Genomic DNA, 15,220 nt, shown 5'->3' on the forward strand with positions numbered 1-15,220 from the left:
CAGCCCGATTGCCGGCAGGCGGCAGCTACTGACCCAGTTTCAGCCGGGCGGTTTCACCGGTGCTGAAGGGCCGGGTATCGACCGGCTTGCCGTTGAAACTTACCTCGGCGCCGGAAGCAAAGCCCAGACGCAGCTCCACAGGCAGCTTGGCTACCAACCGGACATCCTCACCCGCGCGCTTGAGCGAGCTGAGCAACACCTTGCCACTGGCATCGGTAACCTGGGTCCAGCAGTTGGCGGTAAAACGAATGGACAGCAGCCCCTCGCCGGGACCAACCGCAACCTCGCTTTGCGTTCCCGCAGGCACTTCAGGCGTCGCCGCGGCGACTTCCGGCGCAGCTGCGGGCGGCGCCTCGGCCGCTGGCGGTGGTGGCGCAGCAGGCGCAACGGCGGCAGTTGCAGTCACTTCCGGCGCGGCAGGAGCCTCGGCTAGCGCAGCCGGCACACTGTCAGTGCCGGTTGCAACCGCGGCCTGTTCGGGAGCCGGTGTCGCAATTTCTTCCTGGGCCACCTCGACAGCCTGATCCTCCGGCTCGAGTGGATGAATCTGTGTAGTTCCATCCGCGCTTTCGACTTCGACCTGCTGAATCCCGCGGACCGCTACCAGTTCGTCGTTATCTGCAGCGCGATCCTGCCACCACAGGAAACCGGCCAGAATCAGCAGTGTCAGCACAGCAAGGCTCAGCATGCGCAAGAGGCCATGGGAAACCCTTGCAGGCTCCTCGACCCGGCCAAGACTGTGCACGCTGCTGCCCAGGGCGTCGCTGCCGGTAGCCTGATCATATTCACGCACCAGCAATTCCTGGTCCATGCCCAGCAGCTTGGCGTAGGCACGAATATAGCCACGCGCAAAGGTATGCCCGGGCAGGCGATCAAATGCGCCCGACTCCAGGTTCTGCAAGACGCTGTTCGGCAGATGCAGCGCAGTAGCTACATCGCCAAGAGACATGTTGCGCAGCTCGCGAGCTTTACGCAGGGTTTCGCCTGGCTGGCCGTGTATCGCCTGCCCGGCTTCAGATTGCTCGGCTGTCATTTTTTCTCCAACAGATACTGCTGATACTCCGGTGATGCCGGGTATAGACGTTTTAGCTGCAGGGCATCGCTCGCGGCAACATCGCGCTGCTCGAAAATCACGGCCAGACGAATGCCCAGCAACAGGCTGCGTGCATTCGAATCACCTACTTTGGTGAAACGGGTGTAGAAATCACGCGCCGGGACGTACTCTTTGGCCTCATAGGCCAGAATGCCTGACTCAAGCAGGGAGGTCGGCTGGGTAGGATCCAGCCGCAGTGCCTTCTGGAAGTAATGCCTGGCTTTGTCGGGCTGATTCATTTTCAGCGCCGTCAGTCCGAGGTTTTCAAAAACCCGGGAGCGGCCCGGGTACATGGTGTCTTCCCCGGCCTTCTGAAAATACTCACTGGCTTCTTCATAGCGTTTCTGGTCGTACAGAAAACTGCCGTAGTTGTTCAGAATCCGCGTTGAGCCATCACTTTCCGATAATGCGCGCCGGTAATATTTTTCCGCCAGCTCGGGTTCCATTTCAATCTGGAACACCATTGCCAGAGCGGCATTGGCATCGGCATTGGAAGGGTCCAGATCAAGGGCGTTTTTCAGGGGTGTCTTGGCACGCTCGGTGGCGCCTTGCTGCAGATAGCCGACACCCAGCTGCACATAAGCATCAACGGCCTTGGCCCGCCCGTCCTTGGTGTCCAGTGGATTGGTGTCGCCGGTGGTCACACAACCCGACAGGAAACCGGCAAAGATCAGAAAAATTGCAGCACGCAAGCTCATTCATGCACTCCCTAGCTTCGGTTGGCGGCAAGTGGCTCTTCTGCATCATCGGACAATTGCCGAACAGCAATATAGCGCTCACTTCGGCGGGTACGATCAGCCACCTGCCCGACCAGCTGGCCGCAGGCTGCGTCTATATCCTCACCACGCGTAGTCCGTACCGTAACATTGTGGCCGGCCTTGTAGAGTAAATCCTGAAAACGCCGGATGGCGTTATTGCTCGGGCGCTCATAACCGGAAAAAGGAAACGGGTTGAACGGGATCAGGTTGATCTTGCACGGAAAATCCTTGAGCAAGGCAATCATCTCGAGGGCATGCTCCGGCTGATCATTGACATCCTTGAGCAGGGTGTATTCAACCGTAAGGTGGCGCTTCTCACCCAGCCCAGCGATATAACGCCGGCAGGCTTCCAGTACGACGGACAGCGGGTACTTCTTGTTGATCGGCACCAGCTGGCTGCGCAATGCATCATTCGGCGCATGCAGGGACAGCGCCAGCGACACATCGGTCACCTCGCCCAGGCGGTCGATCATCGGCGCCACGCCGGAAGTGGACAAGGTGACCTTGCGCTTGGAAATCCCATAGCCCAGGTCATCCATCATCAGATTCATGGCGGCAACCACATTGTCGAAATTCAGCAGCGGCTCACCCATGCCCATCATCACCACATTGGTGATGGCACGGTCGACTTTCGCCGGTACGCTGCCAAACGACTTGTTGGCGATCCACACCTGGCCAATGATTTCGGCACTGGTCAGATCGCTGTTGAAACCTTGCTTGCCGGTGGAGCAGAAACTGCAGTCCAGGGCACAGCCGGCTTGCGACGACACACACAAGGTGCCGCGCCCGCCTTGCGGAATGTACACGGTCTCGACGCAACTGCCAGACGCCACGCGCACCACCCACTTGCGGGTGCCGTCAGTGGAAATATCCTGACTGACAATCTCCGGACCGCGAATCTCGGCAGTGGCCTTGAGCTTTTCGCGCAGGGCCTTGCCGAGATTGCTCATGGCGTCGAAATCATCGACGCCAAAGTGGTGAATCCACTTCATTATCTGACCGGCACGAAAGCGCTTCTCGCCCAGGGACTCGAAGAAAGCTTCCATTTCTGTCTGGGTCAGACCCAGCAGATTGATCTTGCCGGCAGATGTACTCATGGACTCAACCGCGCTTATCCGTATTAGCGGATGCGCGCACAGACCTCGGTAGCAGCAAAGAAGTAGGCGATTTCACGGGCTGCAGAGGTTTCGGAGTCCGAACCGTGCACAGCGTTCTCGTCGATGGAAACAGCAAAGTCAGCACGAATGGTGCCGGCAGCAGCTTCTTTCGGATTGGTAGCGCCCATCAGTTCACGGTTTTTCAGAACCGCATCTTCGCCTTCCAGAACCTGAACAATGACCGGACCGGAAGTCATGAATGCCACCAGATCCTTGAAGAAACCACGCTCGCTGTGCTCTGCGTAGAAGCCGGCGGCCTCGCGCTCGGACAGTTGCAGCATTTTCGAAGCGACCACACGCAGGCCGGCCTTCTCGAAGCGGCTGGTGATCTCGCCAATCACATTTTTGGCAACTGCGTCAGGTTTGATGATGGAAAAAGTACGTTGAACGGCCATTTGAAACTCCAGAAACAAGAATTAAAGCGAAAGATTTAACCTGCGAATTGTACGTGAATAAGTCCGGGAAGCGTAGAGCCGGTGATCTGCAGATCAATCCAGCTCTTCGATCCAGGCCGCCTGAATGGCCTCGAGAACCTTTTCACCACCGCGCTGCGGATCGTCGGAAAATTCCGGCAACTCGAGCACCCAGCGATGCAAGTCGACAAAATTGACAAAGCGCGGATCAACCTGCGGATGACGCTCCACCAGTTCGATGGCTATATCCAGAACATCTGCCCACATGAGAGCCATGACAATTACTCCTCAAGCCGAAAGTCAGTGCCCTTCGGAAACCTGGTTGATGGTATAGCGTGGAATTTCCACGACCAGATCGGTATCTGCCACCGCGGCCTGACAGGACAGGCGCGAGTTGGGCTCCAGCCCCCAGGCCTTGTCCAGCATGTCATCCTCAAGCTCATCGGAAGCTTGCAGGGAAGCAAAGCCCTCGCGAATCACCACATGACAGGTGGTGCAGGCACAGGACTTCTCGCAGGCATGCTCGATATGGATGCCATTGCGCAGCGCGGCATCCAGAACCGTTTCACCCGGCTCGGCTTCAAACACCGCGCCCTCCGGACAATGCTCGGCATTGGGCAGAAAGATAATCTGCGGCATCAGTTTACTCCTCGATTTCGTTCAGCCGGCGACCCGACAAGGCCGCTTTGACAGTGGCATCCATACGCCGGGCGGCAAAAGCATCGGTGATCTGCGAAAGTCGCTTGATCTGCGCTTCAATCGCGGCAGTATCCGGACCCGTTGCCAGTTGCCGCAGATCATCCATTGCCGCAGCGATGGCGATACGCTCATCCTCGCCCAGCAGGTCTTCACCATCTGCATCCAGGGCCGACTGCACGGCCTCAAGCAAACGCTGCGCGTCCACCTGTTGCTCGCGCAGGGCGCGGGCCTGCATATCCCCACCGGCATGCTGGAAAGAGTCACGCAGCATGCGTGCAACCTCGCCATCGGTCAGACCATAGGAAGGCTTGACCTGAATACTGGCTTCCACGCCGGAAACCAGCTCCCGCGCAGCCACGCTGAGCAAGCCATCGGCATCCACCTGAAAAGTCACCCGCACCTTGGCCGACCCTGCCACCAGCGGCGGAATGCCACGCAACTCGAAGTGTGCCAGCGAGCGGCAATCGCTGATCAGCTCGCGCTCGCCCTGCAGCACATGAATTTTCATGGCGGTCTGGCCATCTTTATAGGTGGTGAATTCCTGCGCCCGGGCCACCGGAATGGTGGTGTTGCGCGGAATGATCTTCTCCATCAGGCCGCCCATGGTTTCCAGCCCCAGCGACAGCGGAATGACGTCCAGCAGCAACAGCTCTTCGCCGCCGCGCTGGTTGCCGGCCAGGGTATCGGCCTGAATCGCGGCACCGATGGCGACCACCTGGTCGGGGTCGATATCGGTCAAGGGTTCACGGCCGAACAGTTCGGCAACCGCAGCCCGCACCCGCGGCACCCGCGTGGAGCCACCAACCATCACCACTGCCTCGACCTCTTCCAGCTCGATCCCGGCATCGCGTACCGCCCTGCGGCAGGCCTTGAGGCTGCGGGCCAGCAATGGCTCTATCAGCGCCTCGAACGCAGCACGGGTCAGCACGCCGCTCCAGTCATTGTGTGAAACCGCTGCCTGTTCGGCCAGCGTCAGCGCTTCCTTGGCCATACAAGCAGTGTGCAACAGGCTGCGCTGGGTAGCCGGATCAAGGTCGGTCGACAGACCGGCCTGGGCAATGATCCAGCCGGCAATCGCATGGTCAAAATCATCGCCGCCCAGTGCGCTGTCACCGCCAGTGGCCATGACCTCAAACACGCCGCGACTCAGGCGCAGGATCGATACATCGAAGGTACCGCCACCCAGATCATAGATAGCCACCACGCCCTCGGCCTGCTGGTCCAGGCCATAGGCAACGGCCGCGGCCGTGGGCTCGTTAAGCAGACGCAGCACGTTCAAACCGGCGAGCCGTGCGGCATCCTTGGTGGCCTGACGCTGGGCATCATCAAAATAAGCCGGCACGGTAATCACCGCGCCCACCAGCTCGCCACCCAGAGCCTGCTCGGCGCGCAGGCGCAGGGTCTTGAGAATTTCCGCAGAGATTTCCACCGGACTCTTGGTGCCCTGTACCGTCTGGATAAACGGCATATGCGATTCGCCGGCAGCGAAGTGATACGGCAGCTGCTCGCCCAGTTGCTTGACGTCTTCCAGGCCGCGACCCATCAAGCGCTTGACGGAAAGCACGGTATTGAACGGATCAGCGGCGGCTGCGGCCTTGGCCGTGGCGCCCACTTCAACGCTGTCGCTGTGATAGCGCACCGCTGACGGCAGGATAACCTGCCCGGCGGCATCCGGCAGAGGCTCGGCAATCCCGCTGCGCACCGCCGCAACCAGTGAGTTGGTGGTGCCCAGATCGATACCTACCGCAAGGCGACGCTGATGGGGCTGGGGGCTGTGTCCGGGTTCGGCAATCTGTAATAGGGCCATGAAGTTCAACAGGTCAGGTGCACGGCAGCAGCCATGCGGAGGTTAATCGTCGAGGCGCTCTTCGAGACGGCGCACTTCCTGGGATAGCTTGTCGAGAAACTGCATGCGCCGGACCTGGCGCTCGCTTTCCTCTGCCAGCGCCGGATCGTTCCAGCTGGCAGCAAAGGCCTCTTCAAGGTCCTGCTGGGCTGCTTTCAATCGACGCTTGAACACTTCGACACCCGCCGAATCGGCATTGCACTGCAGGTCCTCCAGCTCCTCGCGCAGACTCATCTGCTGCAAGAGAAATTGTGGATCCTGTACCGTGGTTTCCAGCGACAGTTCGTGCCCGCGCAGCGCCAGCAGATATCGTGCTCGCAGCGGTGCACTGCGCAATACCTGATAGGCCTCGTTGAGCCGGGCCGAATGCTCCAGGGCAAGGCGCTGATCCTGTGCCGATGCGTCGGCAAAGCGATCGGGATGCGTGACTCTGGCCAGCTCGCGATAACGCGCCGACAGCAACTGCTGATCAATGCGGAAATCGGGCTGCAGATCAAACAGGGCGAAATGACAGGGTGTACCCACGGGCAGCCTCAAACGTTGAAGCTCTCGCCACAGCCACATTCGCCGCGCACGTTGGGATTATTGAACTTGAAACCTTCGTTCAGGCCTTCGCGTACAAAATCCAGCTCGGTGCCGTCGAGATAGACCAGACTTTTCGGGTCGATAATCAGCTTCACACCGTGGTTATCGAAGACCTGATCCTCTTCCGCCAGCTCATCGACAAACTCCAGTACGTAGGCAAGCCCCGAACAGCCCGTGGTGCGCACACCCAGACGAATGCCCGCGCCCTTGCCACGTCCTTCTATCGAGCGCTGCACGTGCTGTGCAGCTGCCTCGGTCATGGTTATAGCCATATCAGCTCCTTAAAGCAGACCTTTCTTCTGCTTGTAGTCGCGAACTGCTGCCTTGATGGCATCTTCCGCCAACACCGAGCAGTGAATCTTCACCGGCGGCAAGGCCAGCTCTTCAGCCAGCTGGGTATTCTTGATGGTTGCCGCCTCATCCAGCGTCTTGCCCTTCATCCACTCGGTGGCCAGGGAGCTGGAAGCGATCGCCGAACCGCAGCCGTAGGTCTTGAATTTGGCATCTTCGATGACGCCATCACCATTGACCTTGATCTGCAGGCGCATGACATCGCCACAGGCCGGAGCACCTACCATGCCGGTACCGACATCCGGATCTTCCGCGTCCATCTTGCCGACGTTGCGCGGATTCTCGTAGTGATCAATTACCTTTTCGCTGTAAGCCATGATGCAATTCCTCTCGATTCAGTTACTGACGGTGCGGCCTGACAGACACTCAGTGCGCAGCCCATTCGACCTTGGACAGATCGACACCTTCCTTGAACATGTCCCACAGTGGCGACAGCTCGCGTAGTTTTTCCACAGCTTCGCGACTCTTGGCCGCGGCGTAATCGACTTCCTCGTCGGTGGTGAAACGACCGAAAGTGAAGCGGATCGAACTGTGCGCCAGTTCATCATTGCGCCCCAGCGCGCGCAGCACATAGGACGGCTCCAGGGAGGCCGAAGTACAGGCCGACCCGGAAGATACGGCGAGGTCCTTGAGCGCCATGATCAGCGACTCGCCCTCTACATAGTTAAAGCTGACATTCAGGTTGTGCGGCACGCGCGCCGTGGCGCTGCCGTTGAGATACAGCTCTTCCATATCTTTCAGGCGATCCCAGAAACGCTCATGCAGTGCCTGGATACGTACGCGCTCGCTGGCCATTTCCTCGCGGGCGATACGGAAAGCCTCGCCCATACCGACGATCTGGTGGGTTGCCAGGGTGCCGGAGCGCATGCCGCGCTCATGCCCGCCACCGTGCATCTGTGCTTCCAGACGCACGCGCGGCTTGCGCCGCACGTAAAGCGCACCGATGCCTTTCGGGCCGTAGGTCTTGTGTGCCGAGAAGGACATCAGGTCGACCTTCATGGCTTCCAGATCAATTTCGACCTTGCCGGTCGACTGGGCAGCATCGACGTGAAACAGAATGCCTTTGCTGCGGGTCAGCTCACCGATTGCAGCAATATCGTTGATCGTGCCGATTTCATTGTTGACATGCATCACCGACACCAGAATGGTGTCTTCGCGCAGGGCCGCCTCAACCATGGCCGGCGTAATGATGCCGTCTTCACCCGGTTCTATATAAGTAACCTCGAAACCTTCACGCTCAAGCTGGCGGCAGGTATCCAGCACGGCTTTGTGCTCGATTTTGCTGGTGACCAGATGGCGGCCTTTCGACGCATAAAACTTGGCTACACCCTTGATGGCCAGGTTGTCCGACTCGGTGGCACCGGAAGTCCAGACGATTTCACGCGGATCCGCGTTGACCAGATCAGCCACCTGCCGGCGGGCGTTTTCCACAGCCTCTTCCGCTCTCCAGCCAAACACATGGGAGCGCGATGCCGGGTTGCCGAAGTTTCCATCGGCAAGCAGGCATTCGGACATCTTCTGCGCGACACGCGGATCGGCAGGCGTGGTCGCGGAATAATCCAGATAAATCGGCAACTTCATGAAACAACTCCTGTCAGGCTGGCGGCCTGTCTAATCAATGGCAGACGCTTGAATAATCGACCCAATGCCGGCAGAGGCTGATTTGCACAACCGCTGATCCTGGCGCATGGCAACTTCCTGGACGTCATTGCGAACAACCAGATCGAGCAGACTGATCCCGCTGAGAAACTCATGGATCTGCTTGCTGAGATCGAACCACAGATGGTGTGTCAGGCAGATATCGCCCGAATGACAATCACCCTGTCCGCCACAGCGAGTGGCGTCTACCGACTCATTGACGGCATCAATTACCTGGGCAACGTGTATGTCCTTGAGTTCCCGGGCGAGCTTGTAGCCACCACCGGGGCCGCGCACGCTGGAAACCAGATTGCTACGGCGCAACTTGGCAAACAGCTGCTCCAGATAGGACAACGAGATGGCTTGCCGTTCGGAAATATCCGCCAGAGAAACCGGACCCTGCTGTCCATGCAATGCCAGATCAAGCATCGCAGTAACGGCGTAACGGCCTTTGGTTGTGAGTCGCATGGGAAGTACCAGGGAATCGTCTAGGTACTGGTAGTATGCAATTCCCGACTATTCAAGTCAACTATAAGACCAAGCAAAATAGTAGGACTTATGGCGCTGCAGGGGCCGCTATCATAGCAGAGGCCCCACCCATGCGTCAGGAGGGGGTATTACCCTCTTCACATTTGACCTCTTCGAAGTCTTCAGTACGCAATTCAGGCAAAGCCTTGGCGCAATAGTCACTGCCCAGCGCGGTAAGGGCTTTGCACATGCCCTCCAGACGGACATCCACCGCCTGCAGATGATCAAGCAACTGGCCGATAGCCCGGGCGACCGGGTCCGGCATATCCTGACCCAGACCATAGGCATCAAAACCGTATTTTTCAGCGATTGCCTGACGCGCAGCTTCCTGATCAGCATCCGTACGCGCGATGACACGCCCGGGTATGCCCACCGCAGTCGCGCCAGCTGGCACTGCCTTGGTGACCACGGCGTTGGAGCCGATCTTGGCCCCCGCGCCCACGGTAAACGGGCCGAGCACCTTAGCACCGGCCCCCACCACCACGCCGTCTTCCAGCGTCGGATGGCGCTTGCCCTTGTTCCAGCTGGTACCACCGAGAGTTACGCCCTGATACAGCGTCACATCATCACCAATTTCGGCAGTCTCGCCGATGACAATACCCATGCCATGATCGATGAAGAAGCGCCGGCCGATGACGGCGCCCGGATGAATCTCAATACCGGTCAGCCAGCGGCCCAGGTTGGACAGCATACGGCCCAGCCATTTCCAGCCGGAAGACCATAATGCATGCGCCAGACGGTGAATCCAGATGGCGTGCAGGCCCGGATAGCAGGTCAGCACCTCCAGCGCATTGCGCGCTGCCGGATCACGATGGAAAACGCTCTGGATATCTTCTCGGACACGCTCGAACATCAAGGCTCTCTCCGCTTGTGCGGCTCGCCACGAGCCGTTTTCTGGGTTTCGGTAAGAATCCCGCGCAGGATATTCATTTCCAGTTTACTTATGCCGCTGCGCCCGTAAAGGCGCCGCAGGCGGGTCATCAGGTGTCGCGGTTTCAATGGGTCGAGAAAGCCGATGTCCACCAGCGTGGCTTCCAGCTGACCGTAGAACTTTTCCAGCTCGTCCATGGTGACCGGCTGCGTATTGAGCATGGAAGTTGTTTCCAGCTTGGCCATTTTGGTCGGCAAGCCCTCGGCAGCAAGCCAGGCCATGCGCACTTCGTAAGTCAGCACCTGCACGGCGGTAGCCAGATTGAGTGAGGAAAAATCCGGGTCTGCCGGGATGTGCACATGGAAATGGCAGCGCTGCAATTCCTCGTTGGTCAGACCGGCATACTCGCGACCAAACACCAGCGCCACCTCTGCACCGAGCTGGACCTGTTCAATACAGGCCTTGGCGGATTCGCGGGGATCCAGCAGCGGCCAGGGAATCCGGCGATCCCGCGCACTGGTGCCAAACACCTGACTGCAGCCAACCAGCGCCTCCTCCAGCGTTGCAACAATCTGCGCCGAATCCAGAATATCGCTGGCACCCGAGGCCCTGGCAACCGCCTCCGGACTCGGAAAATCCTGCGGCTCGACCAGCACCAGCCGCGACAAGCCCATGTTTTTCATGGCGCGTGCGGCCCCGCCGATATTGCCGGGATGGCTGGTATTGACCAGCACCACACGAATATTCTGCAGCAAAGCAAACTCCGGGAGCCAAGCGCGAGGGGGTGGGAATCTTACCGGACAGGCAAGGCAAACACCATGCAAGCTGCTAACGCCGCCTGTATTTGCAGATGCATTCTGCTAGAATCGCGCGCTCTCTTTAAAAGCCCCAGGTAATTTCCATGCAGCCCATGCTGAATATCGCGCTGCGCGCGGCCCGCAGTGCCGGCGAACTGATTTTTCGTGCGACCGAGCGTCTGGACATCATTTCCGTCAACGAGAAAGATGCAAAAGACTACGTAACTGAAGTCGACGTAGCCGCCGAGCAGAGCATCATTGCCGCCTTGCGCAAAGCCTATCCGAACCACGGCATTCTGGCCGAAGAAAGCGGCTTGAGTGAAGGCAGCGGCGACGGCGCGGATTACCTGTGGATTATCGATCCGCTCGACGGCACCACCAACTTCGTGCGCGGCATCCCCCATTACGCGGTAAGCATTGCCTGCAAATACCGTGGCCGCCTTGAACACGCGGTAGTGCTCGATCCGGTTCGTCAGGAAGAATTCACTGCCAGTCGCGGCCGCGGCGCCGCACTGAATGGCCGGCGCCTGCGGGTCAGCTCGCGAAAGAGCCTGGAAGGCGCCCTGCTCGGCACCGGCTTTCCATTCCGCGATAACCAGATCGACAGCCTCGACAACTACCTGGGCATGTTCCGCAGCCTGGTTGGCCAGACCGCCGGCATCCGCCGTGCAGGCGCAGCCAGCCTGGACCTGGCCTATGTGGCCGCCGGGCGCTTTGATGCCTATTGGGAGTTCGGCCTGTCCGAGTGGGACATGGCAGCCGGCGCACTGCTGGTACAGGAAGCCGGCGGGCTGATCAGTGACTTTACCGGCAATCACGAATTCCTTGAGAAAGGCCATGTCGTGGCGGGCAATACCAAGTGCTTCAAGGCCGTGCTGACGGCGATCCAGCCCCATGTGAGCGCGGACATGAAACGCTAGGCCTTCCGGTTGGCAAAACCTTTCAGCAAAAAAAACGCCCGAATCCGGGCGTTTTTTATTTCAACGTCGAGTCACCACTACTGCGCGATCCGGGTCTGCTCGGTAAGAACCAGACGACCCTGCTCATCCAGCGGAATCTTACTGCCGGGATCGTAATCCATACGCACCTGACTGACCTTGCCATCCAGCTTGTACTTCACGTCATAACCGACCAGTTTCTCGCTGGTATCGGTGACCGTATTGCAACGCGTTTCGGTAGTCTGGTAGGTATCGCTGTCCTGCATATTGCCCTGCACCTGATTGCCTGCATAACCACCAGCTGCAGCACCGGCAACGGTAGCGACTTTCTTGCCGGTACCACCACCAATCTGGTTGCCCAGCAAACCGCCGGCCAAGGCGCCGATTACCGTACCGGCTATCTTGTGTTCATCCTTCACCGGCGCTTTCTTGGTGACCACTACATCCTTGCAGACCTGCCGCGGTGTCTTGACGGTTTCATTGACCGGCTGTACCGCCACCACCTCAGCATACTTCTCGCCAGCACCCATCAGGGTGTAAGTTGCAACTGCACCACCGGCAGTAACGCCAACGGCTCCCAACACCGTTCCAATCAGCATCGATTTGTTCACGCTAACCTCCAGACACTACAAAGCTTGGCGCAAGGCCACGTTAATAGCTTAGACGACGGCGCCAAGTACTAGTTCAAACATCTCTACAACGATTGAAGCAAACGAGACCGGCATCACGAAGCTCAAGGCCGGTCATCAACGGCATCCGCTTCAACCGGCGGTATCAGGTCGTCTCGCGTCAGATCAAGCCAGACCAGGATAACGCTGGCGATGTACACCGAAGAGTAGGTACCCGCCGTGACACCGATAAACAGCGCCAGGGAAAATCCCCACAGGTTCTCGCCGCCAAAAAACATCAGCGCAGCAACCGCCAGCAAGGTTGATATTGAAGTGGCCAGGGTTCTGAGCAGGGTTTGCGTGGTCGAGATGTTGATGTTCTCGATCAGATCCGCCTTGCGCAGCAGGCGAAAGTTTTCGCGGATCCGGTCAAACACCACAATGGTGTCGTTCAGCGAATAACCGATGATCGCCAATACGGCAGCCAACACCGACAGATCAAAGGGAATCTGGAAGAAACTGAATACGCCCAGCGTGATGAACACGTCGTGGAACAGCGCCACGATAGCGCCCGCGCCAAACTTCCACTGGAAACGGAACGCCACATAGAGCATGACCCCGGCCATCGCCAGCAGCATGCCCAGACCGCCCTGATCACGCAGTTCCTCGCCAACCGCCGGGCCGACAAACTCGACGCGATTGATCGTCAGCTGATTGTCTCCGCCCTGCGACTCAAGAGCCTGGGCGATCTTGTTGCCGAGCATCGGATCATCCCCGGCCAGTCGCACAAGAATATCCGTGGTAGCACCAAAGCTTTGTACCTGGGCATCCCCGTAGCCGGTAGCGCGCAATTTCTCGCGGACTTCTGCCGGATCGATAGGCTTGGCGTAATTCAACTCGATCAGGGTGCCGCCGGTGAAGTCGAGGCCGAAATTGAGCCCCTTGAACACCAGACTACCCAGCGAAATAACCGTCAGCAGCAACGTGACCGCAAATGCGATGTTGCGGATACCCATGAAATTGATTGCAGGCTTCATCGCCATATGCCCCTTTAAATCCACAGCTTCTTGAGCTGACGGTTGCCGAAGATCAGATTAACCATCGCCCGCGTGACGAACACCGCAGTAAACATCGAGGTGATAATCCCCAGCGACAGGGTCACCGCAAAGCCCTTGATCGGCCCGGTACCCATGACGAACAGGATGCCACCGACCAGCAGCGTGGTCAGGTTGCCATCGATGATGGCGCTGAAAGCACGATCAAAACCCTCGTGAATGGCACGCTGCACCGACATGCCATTGCTGATTTCCTCGCGGATACGCGAGAAGATCAGCACGTTGGCGTCCACCGCCATACCCATGGTCAGTACGATACCGGCGATACCGGGCAGGGTCAGGGTTGCCCCCAGCATCGACATCAGTGCCAGTAGCAGCACCATATTGAAGCCCAGCGCCACAGTCGCCAGCGCGCCAAAGAACTTGTAGATAAACATGATGAACACGGCGACGAAGGCAAAGCCCCACAGCGAAGCCTTGATGCCCAGCGCGATGTTCTCGGCACCCAGACTCGGGCCTATGGTGCGTTCCTCGGCAAAATGCATGGGCGCCGCCAGACCACCGGCACGCAACAGCAACGCCAGTTCGGAGGACTCACCCGGACCATCGAGACCGGTAATGCGGAAACTGTTGCCCAGCGCCGACTGGATAGTCGCCAGGCTGATGATGCCGCTATCTTCCTTGAAGGCCGTAATCGGCACTTCCTTGACCACACCATCGACGGTCTGCTTGACGTAGCGAGTCACCGGCTTCTGCTCGATGAAAATCACCGCCATGCTGCGCCCGACGTTGTTGCGGGTGGCACGGTTCATCAGATCGCCACCATGACCATCCAGACGAATGTTGACCTGCGGACGACCGTTCTCGTCAAAGCTGGCCTGGGCGTCGGTCACCTTGTCACCGGTGATGATCAGCCCGCGCTCCAGTGCAACCGGGGCGCGGCCCTGGTCACGGAAGCCGAACGTTTCGGTCGAGGCCTTGGGCGCATCGCGATCCGCTTCCAGGCGAAACTCCAGGTTGGCCGTCTTGCCGAGAATACCCTTGGCGGTCGCCGTATCCTGCACACCCGGCAGCTCGACAACGATGCGATTGGCACCCTGACGCTGTACCAGCGGTTCGGAAACACCCAGCTCGTTGACCCGGTTGCGCACCGTGGTCAGGTTCTGCTTGATCGAGTACTCGCGGATTTCCGTCAGCTTGGCCGGTGTCAGCGCCAGGTTCAGTACCGGCTTGCCGTCCCGCTCTACTTCGGTCACCGCAAAATCGGTGAAATTCTTCAGAATCAGGTCACGGGCCTTTTCCGCCTGGGCCGGATCGGCGAAACCCAGCTGGATGACATTGCCTTGCTGGGGCAGCGAGCGATAACGCAAACGCTCCTTGCGCAGCTGGCTCTTGACTTCGCCCTCGTACACCTTGACGCGCGCCGATACGGCCTTGTCCATGTCCACTTCCAGCAGGAAGTGCACGCCACCGGAAAGGTCCAGACCCAGCTTCATCGGCCCCGCACCCAGGCTGCGCAGCCAGTCCGGGGTGGTTGGTGCCAGATTCAGCGCCACCACATAGTCATCGCCCAGCGCTCGGGCAACCAGATCACGTGCCGGCAGCTGATCAGCCTTGTCGGCCAGGCGCAGCATGCCGCCCTGGGAGCTGACTTCAACTGCTTTCACGGCAATTCCGCCAGCTTTCAGCGCATTTTCCGCACGCTGCACATCCGCGTCGGTGATCTTCAGCGCAACACTCTGGCCGCGGATCTGGATCGCCGGATCATCCGGATAGAGGTTGGGAGCGGAATAGATAAAACCTACCAGCAGGATCGAAGCGATCAGCAGGTACTTCCAGAGGGGAAATCTGTTGAGCATGATGGCGCCCGTTATGACGCGGGG

At 59.0% G+C, this 15,220-nt stretch carries 18 protein-coding genes; 1 reads left to right on the forward strand and 17 read right to left on the reverse strand.

The window, feature by feature from the left end; translation table 11 throughout:
- Positions 1-25 precede the first annotated feature (25 nt).
- The 14 genes from BLT89_RS11800 to trmJ all read right to left on the reverse strand — a co-directional run bounded on the left by BLT89_RS11800 (position 26) and on the right by trmJ (position 10,694).
- Positions 26-1,033, reverse strand: coding sequence for a RodZ domain-containing protein (locus tag BLT89_RS11800; RefSeq protein ID WP_090195489.1), 1,008 nt, complete (start codon positions 1,031-1,033; stop codon positions 26-28).
- The gene (pilW, locus tag BLT89_RS11805; RefSeq protein ID WP_090195492.1) at positions 1,030-1,791 is read right to left on the reverse strand and encodes a type IV pilus biogenesis/stability protein PilW; all 762 of its coding nucleotides are present in this window, start codon (positions 1,789-1,791) and stop codon (positions 1,030-1,032) included. The genes BLT89_RS11800 and pilW overlap by 4 nt, the downstream gene beginning before the upstream one ends.
- Before the next feature lie 11 nt (positions 1,792-1,802).
- Entirely contained in the window at positions 1,803-2,948 is a 1,146-nt protein-coding gene (gene rlmN / locus BLT89_RS11810; protein WP_090195495.1) for a 23S rRNA (adenine(2503)-C(2))-methyltransferase RlmN, read from the reverse strand.
- Positions 2,949-2,971: 23 nt separating this feature from the next.
- Positions 2,972-3,403 (reverse strand): nucleoside-diphosphate kinase, encoded by a 432-nt coding sequence (ndk, locus tag BLT89_RS11815; RefSeq protein WP_090195499.1) that lies wholly within the window; start codon positions 3,401-3,403, stop codon positions 2,972-2,974.
- Between the two features lie 93 nt (positions 3,404-3,496).
- On the reverse strand, positions 3,497-3,697 hold the full coding sequence (iscX, locus tag BLT89_RS11820) for a Fe-S cluster assembly protein IscX (protein ID WP_090195502.1): 201 nt from the start codon (positions 3,695-3,697) through the stop codon (positions 3,497-3,499).
- 24 nt (positions 3,698-3,721) lie between these two features.
- Positions 3,722-4,060 (reverse strand): ISC system 2Fe-2S type ferredoxin, encoded by a 339-nt coding sequence (fdx, locus tag BLT89_RS11825; RefSeq protein WP_090195505.1) that lies wholly within the window; start codon positions 4,058-4,060, stop codon positions 3,722-3,724.
- 4 nt (positions 4,061-4,064) lie between these two features.
- Complete coding sequence (gene hscA, locus BLT89_RS11830; protein WP_090195508.1) at positions 4,065-5,927, reverse strand: Fe-S protein assembly chaperone HscA; 1,863 nt, start codon at positions 5,925-5,927, stop codon at positions 4,065-4,067.
- 42 nt (positions 5,928-5,969) lie between these two features.
- Positions 5,970-6,491: a co-chaperone HscB gene (gene hscB / locus BLT89_RS11835; protein WP_090198973.1), complete on the reverse strand. Its 522-nt coding sequence runs from the start codon at positions 6,489-6,491 to the stop codon at positions 5,970-5,972.
- An 8-nt stretch (positions 6,492-6,499) separates the two neighbouring features.
- A complete protein-coding gene (gene iscA, locus BLT89_RS11840; protein ID WP_090195511.1) occupies positions 6,500-6,823 on the reverse strand; it encodes an iron-sulfur cluster assembly protein IscA in 324 nt (107 codons plus the stop codon).
- Positions 6,824-6,832: 9 nt separating this feature from the next.
- Entirely contained in the window at positions 6,833-7,219 is a 387-nt protein-coding gene (gene iscU / locus BLT89_RS11845; RefSeq protein WP_090195514.1) for a Fe-S cluster assembly scaffold IscU, read from the reverse strand.
- 49 nt (positions 7,220-7,268) lie between these two features.
- Positions 7,269-8,483 (reverse strand): IscS subfamily cysteine desulfurase, encoded by a 1,215-nt coding sequence (locus BLT89_RS11850; protein WP_090195517.1) that lies wholly within the window; start codon positions 8,481-8,483, stop codon positions 7,269-7,271.
- A 30-nt stretch (positions 8,484-8,513) separates the two neighbouring features.
- Entirely contained in the window at positions 8,514-9,008 is a 495-nt protein-coding gene (iscR, locus tag BLT89_RS11855; RefSeq protein ID WP_090195520.1) for a Fe-S cluster assembly transcriptional regulator IscR, read from the reverse strand.
- Between the two features lie 136 nt (positions 9,009-9,144).
- Entirely contained in the window at positions 9,145-9,921 is a 777-nt protein-coding gene (gene cysE, locus BLT89_RS11860) for a serine O-acetyltransferase (protein ID WP_090195523.1), read from the reverse strand.
- Positions 9,921-10,694 (reverse strand): tRNA (cytosine(32)/uridine(32)-2'-O)-methyltransferase TrmJ, encoded by a 774-nt coding sequence (trmJ, locus tag BLT89_RS11865; protein ID WP_090195528.1) that lies wholly within the window; start codon positions 10,692-10,694, stop codon positions 9,921-9,923. The genes cysE and trmJ overlap by 1 nt, the downstream gene beginning before the upstream one ends.
- Positions 10,695-10,840: 146 nt before the next feature.
- On the opposite strand from trmJ, the gene suhB reads away from it, so the two are divergent.
- Positions 10,841-11,656: a type III secretion system regulator SuhB gene (suhB, locus tag BLT89_RS11870; protein WP_090195530.1), complete on the forward strand. Its 816-nt coding sequence runs from the start codon at positions 10,841-10,843 to the stop codon at positions 11,654-11,656.
- Positions 11,657-11,733: 77 nt separating this feature from the next.
- Here the strand turns inward: suhB and BLT89_RS11875 are convergent, their stop codons facing one another.
- The 3 genes from BLT89_RS11875 to secD form a co-directional block, all read right to left on the reverse strand.
- Positions 11,734-12,285: a glycine zipper 2TM domain-containing protein gene (locus tag BLT89_RS11875; RefSeq protein ID WP_090195533.1), complete on the reverse strand. Its 552-nt coding sequence runs from the start codon at positions 12,283-12,285 to the stop codon at positions 11,734-11,736.
- Between the two features lie 122 nt (positions 12,286-12,407).
- Entirely contained in the window at positions 12,408-13,319 is a 912-nt protein-coding gene (gene secF / locus BLT89_RS11880; RefSeq protein ID WP_090198980.1) for a protein translocase subunit SecF, read from the reverse strand.
- Positions 13,320-13,333: 14 nt separating this feature from the next.
- Positions 13,334-15,196 carry a protein translocase subunit SecD gene (secD, locus tag BLT89_RS11885; RefSeq protein ID WP_090195535.1) on the reverse strand — a complete coding sequence of 621 codons (1,863 nt, stop codon included), beginning with the start codon at positions 15,194-15,196 and terminating at the stop codon, positions 13,334-13,336.
- Between the last annotated feature and the right edge of the window lie 24 nt (positions 15,197-15,220).

This window comes from Pseudomonas pohangensis, from assembly GCF_900105995.1.
Taxonomy (GTDB): Bacteria; Pseudomonadota; Gammaproteobacteria; order Pseudomonadales; family Pseudomonadaceae; genus Aquipseudomonas; species Aquipseudomonas pohangensis.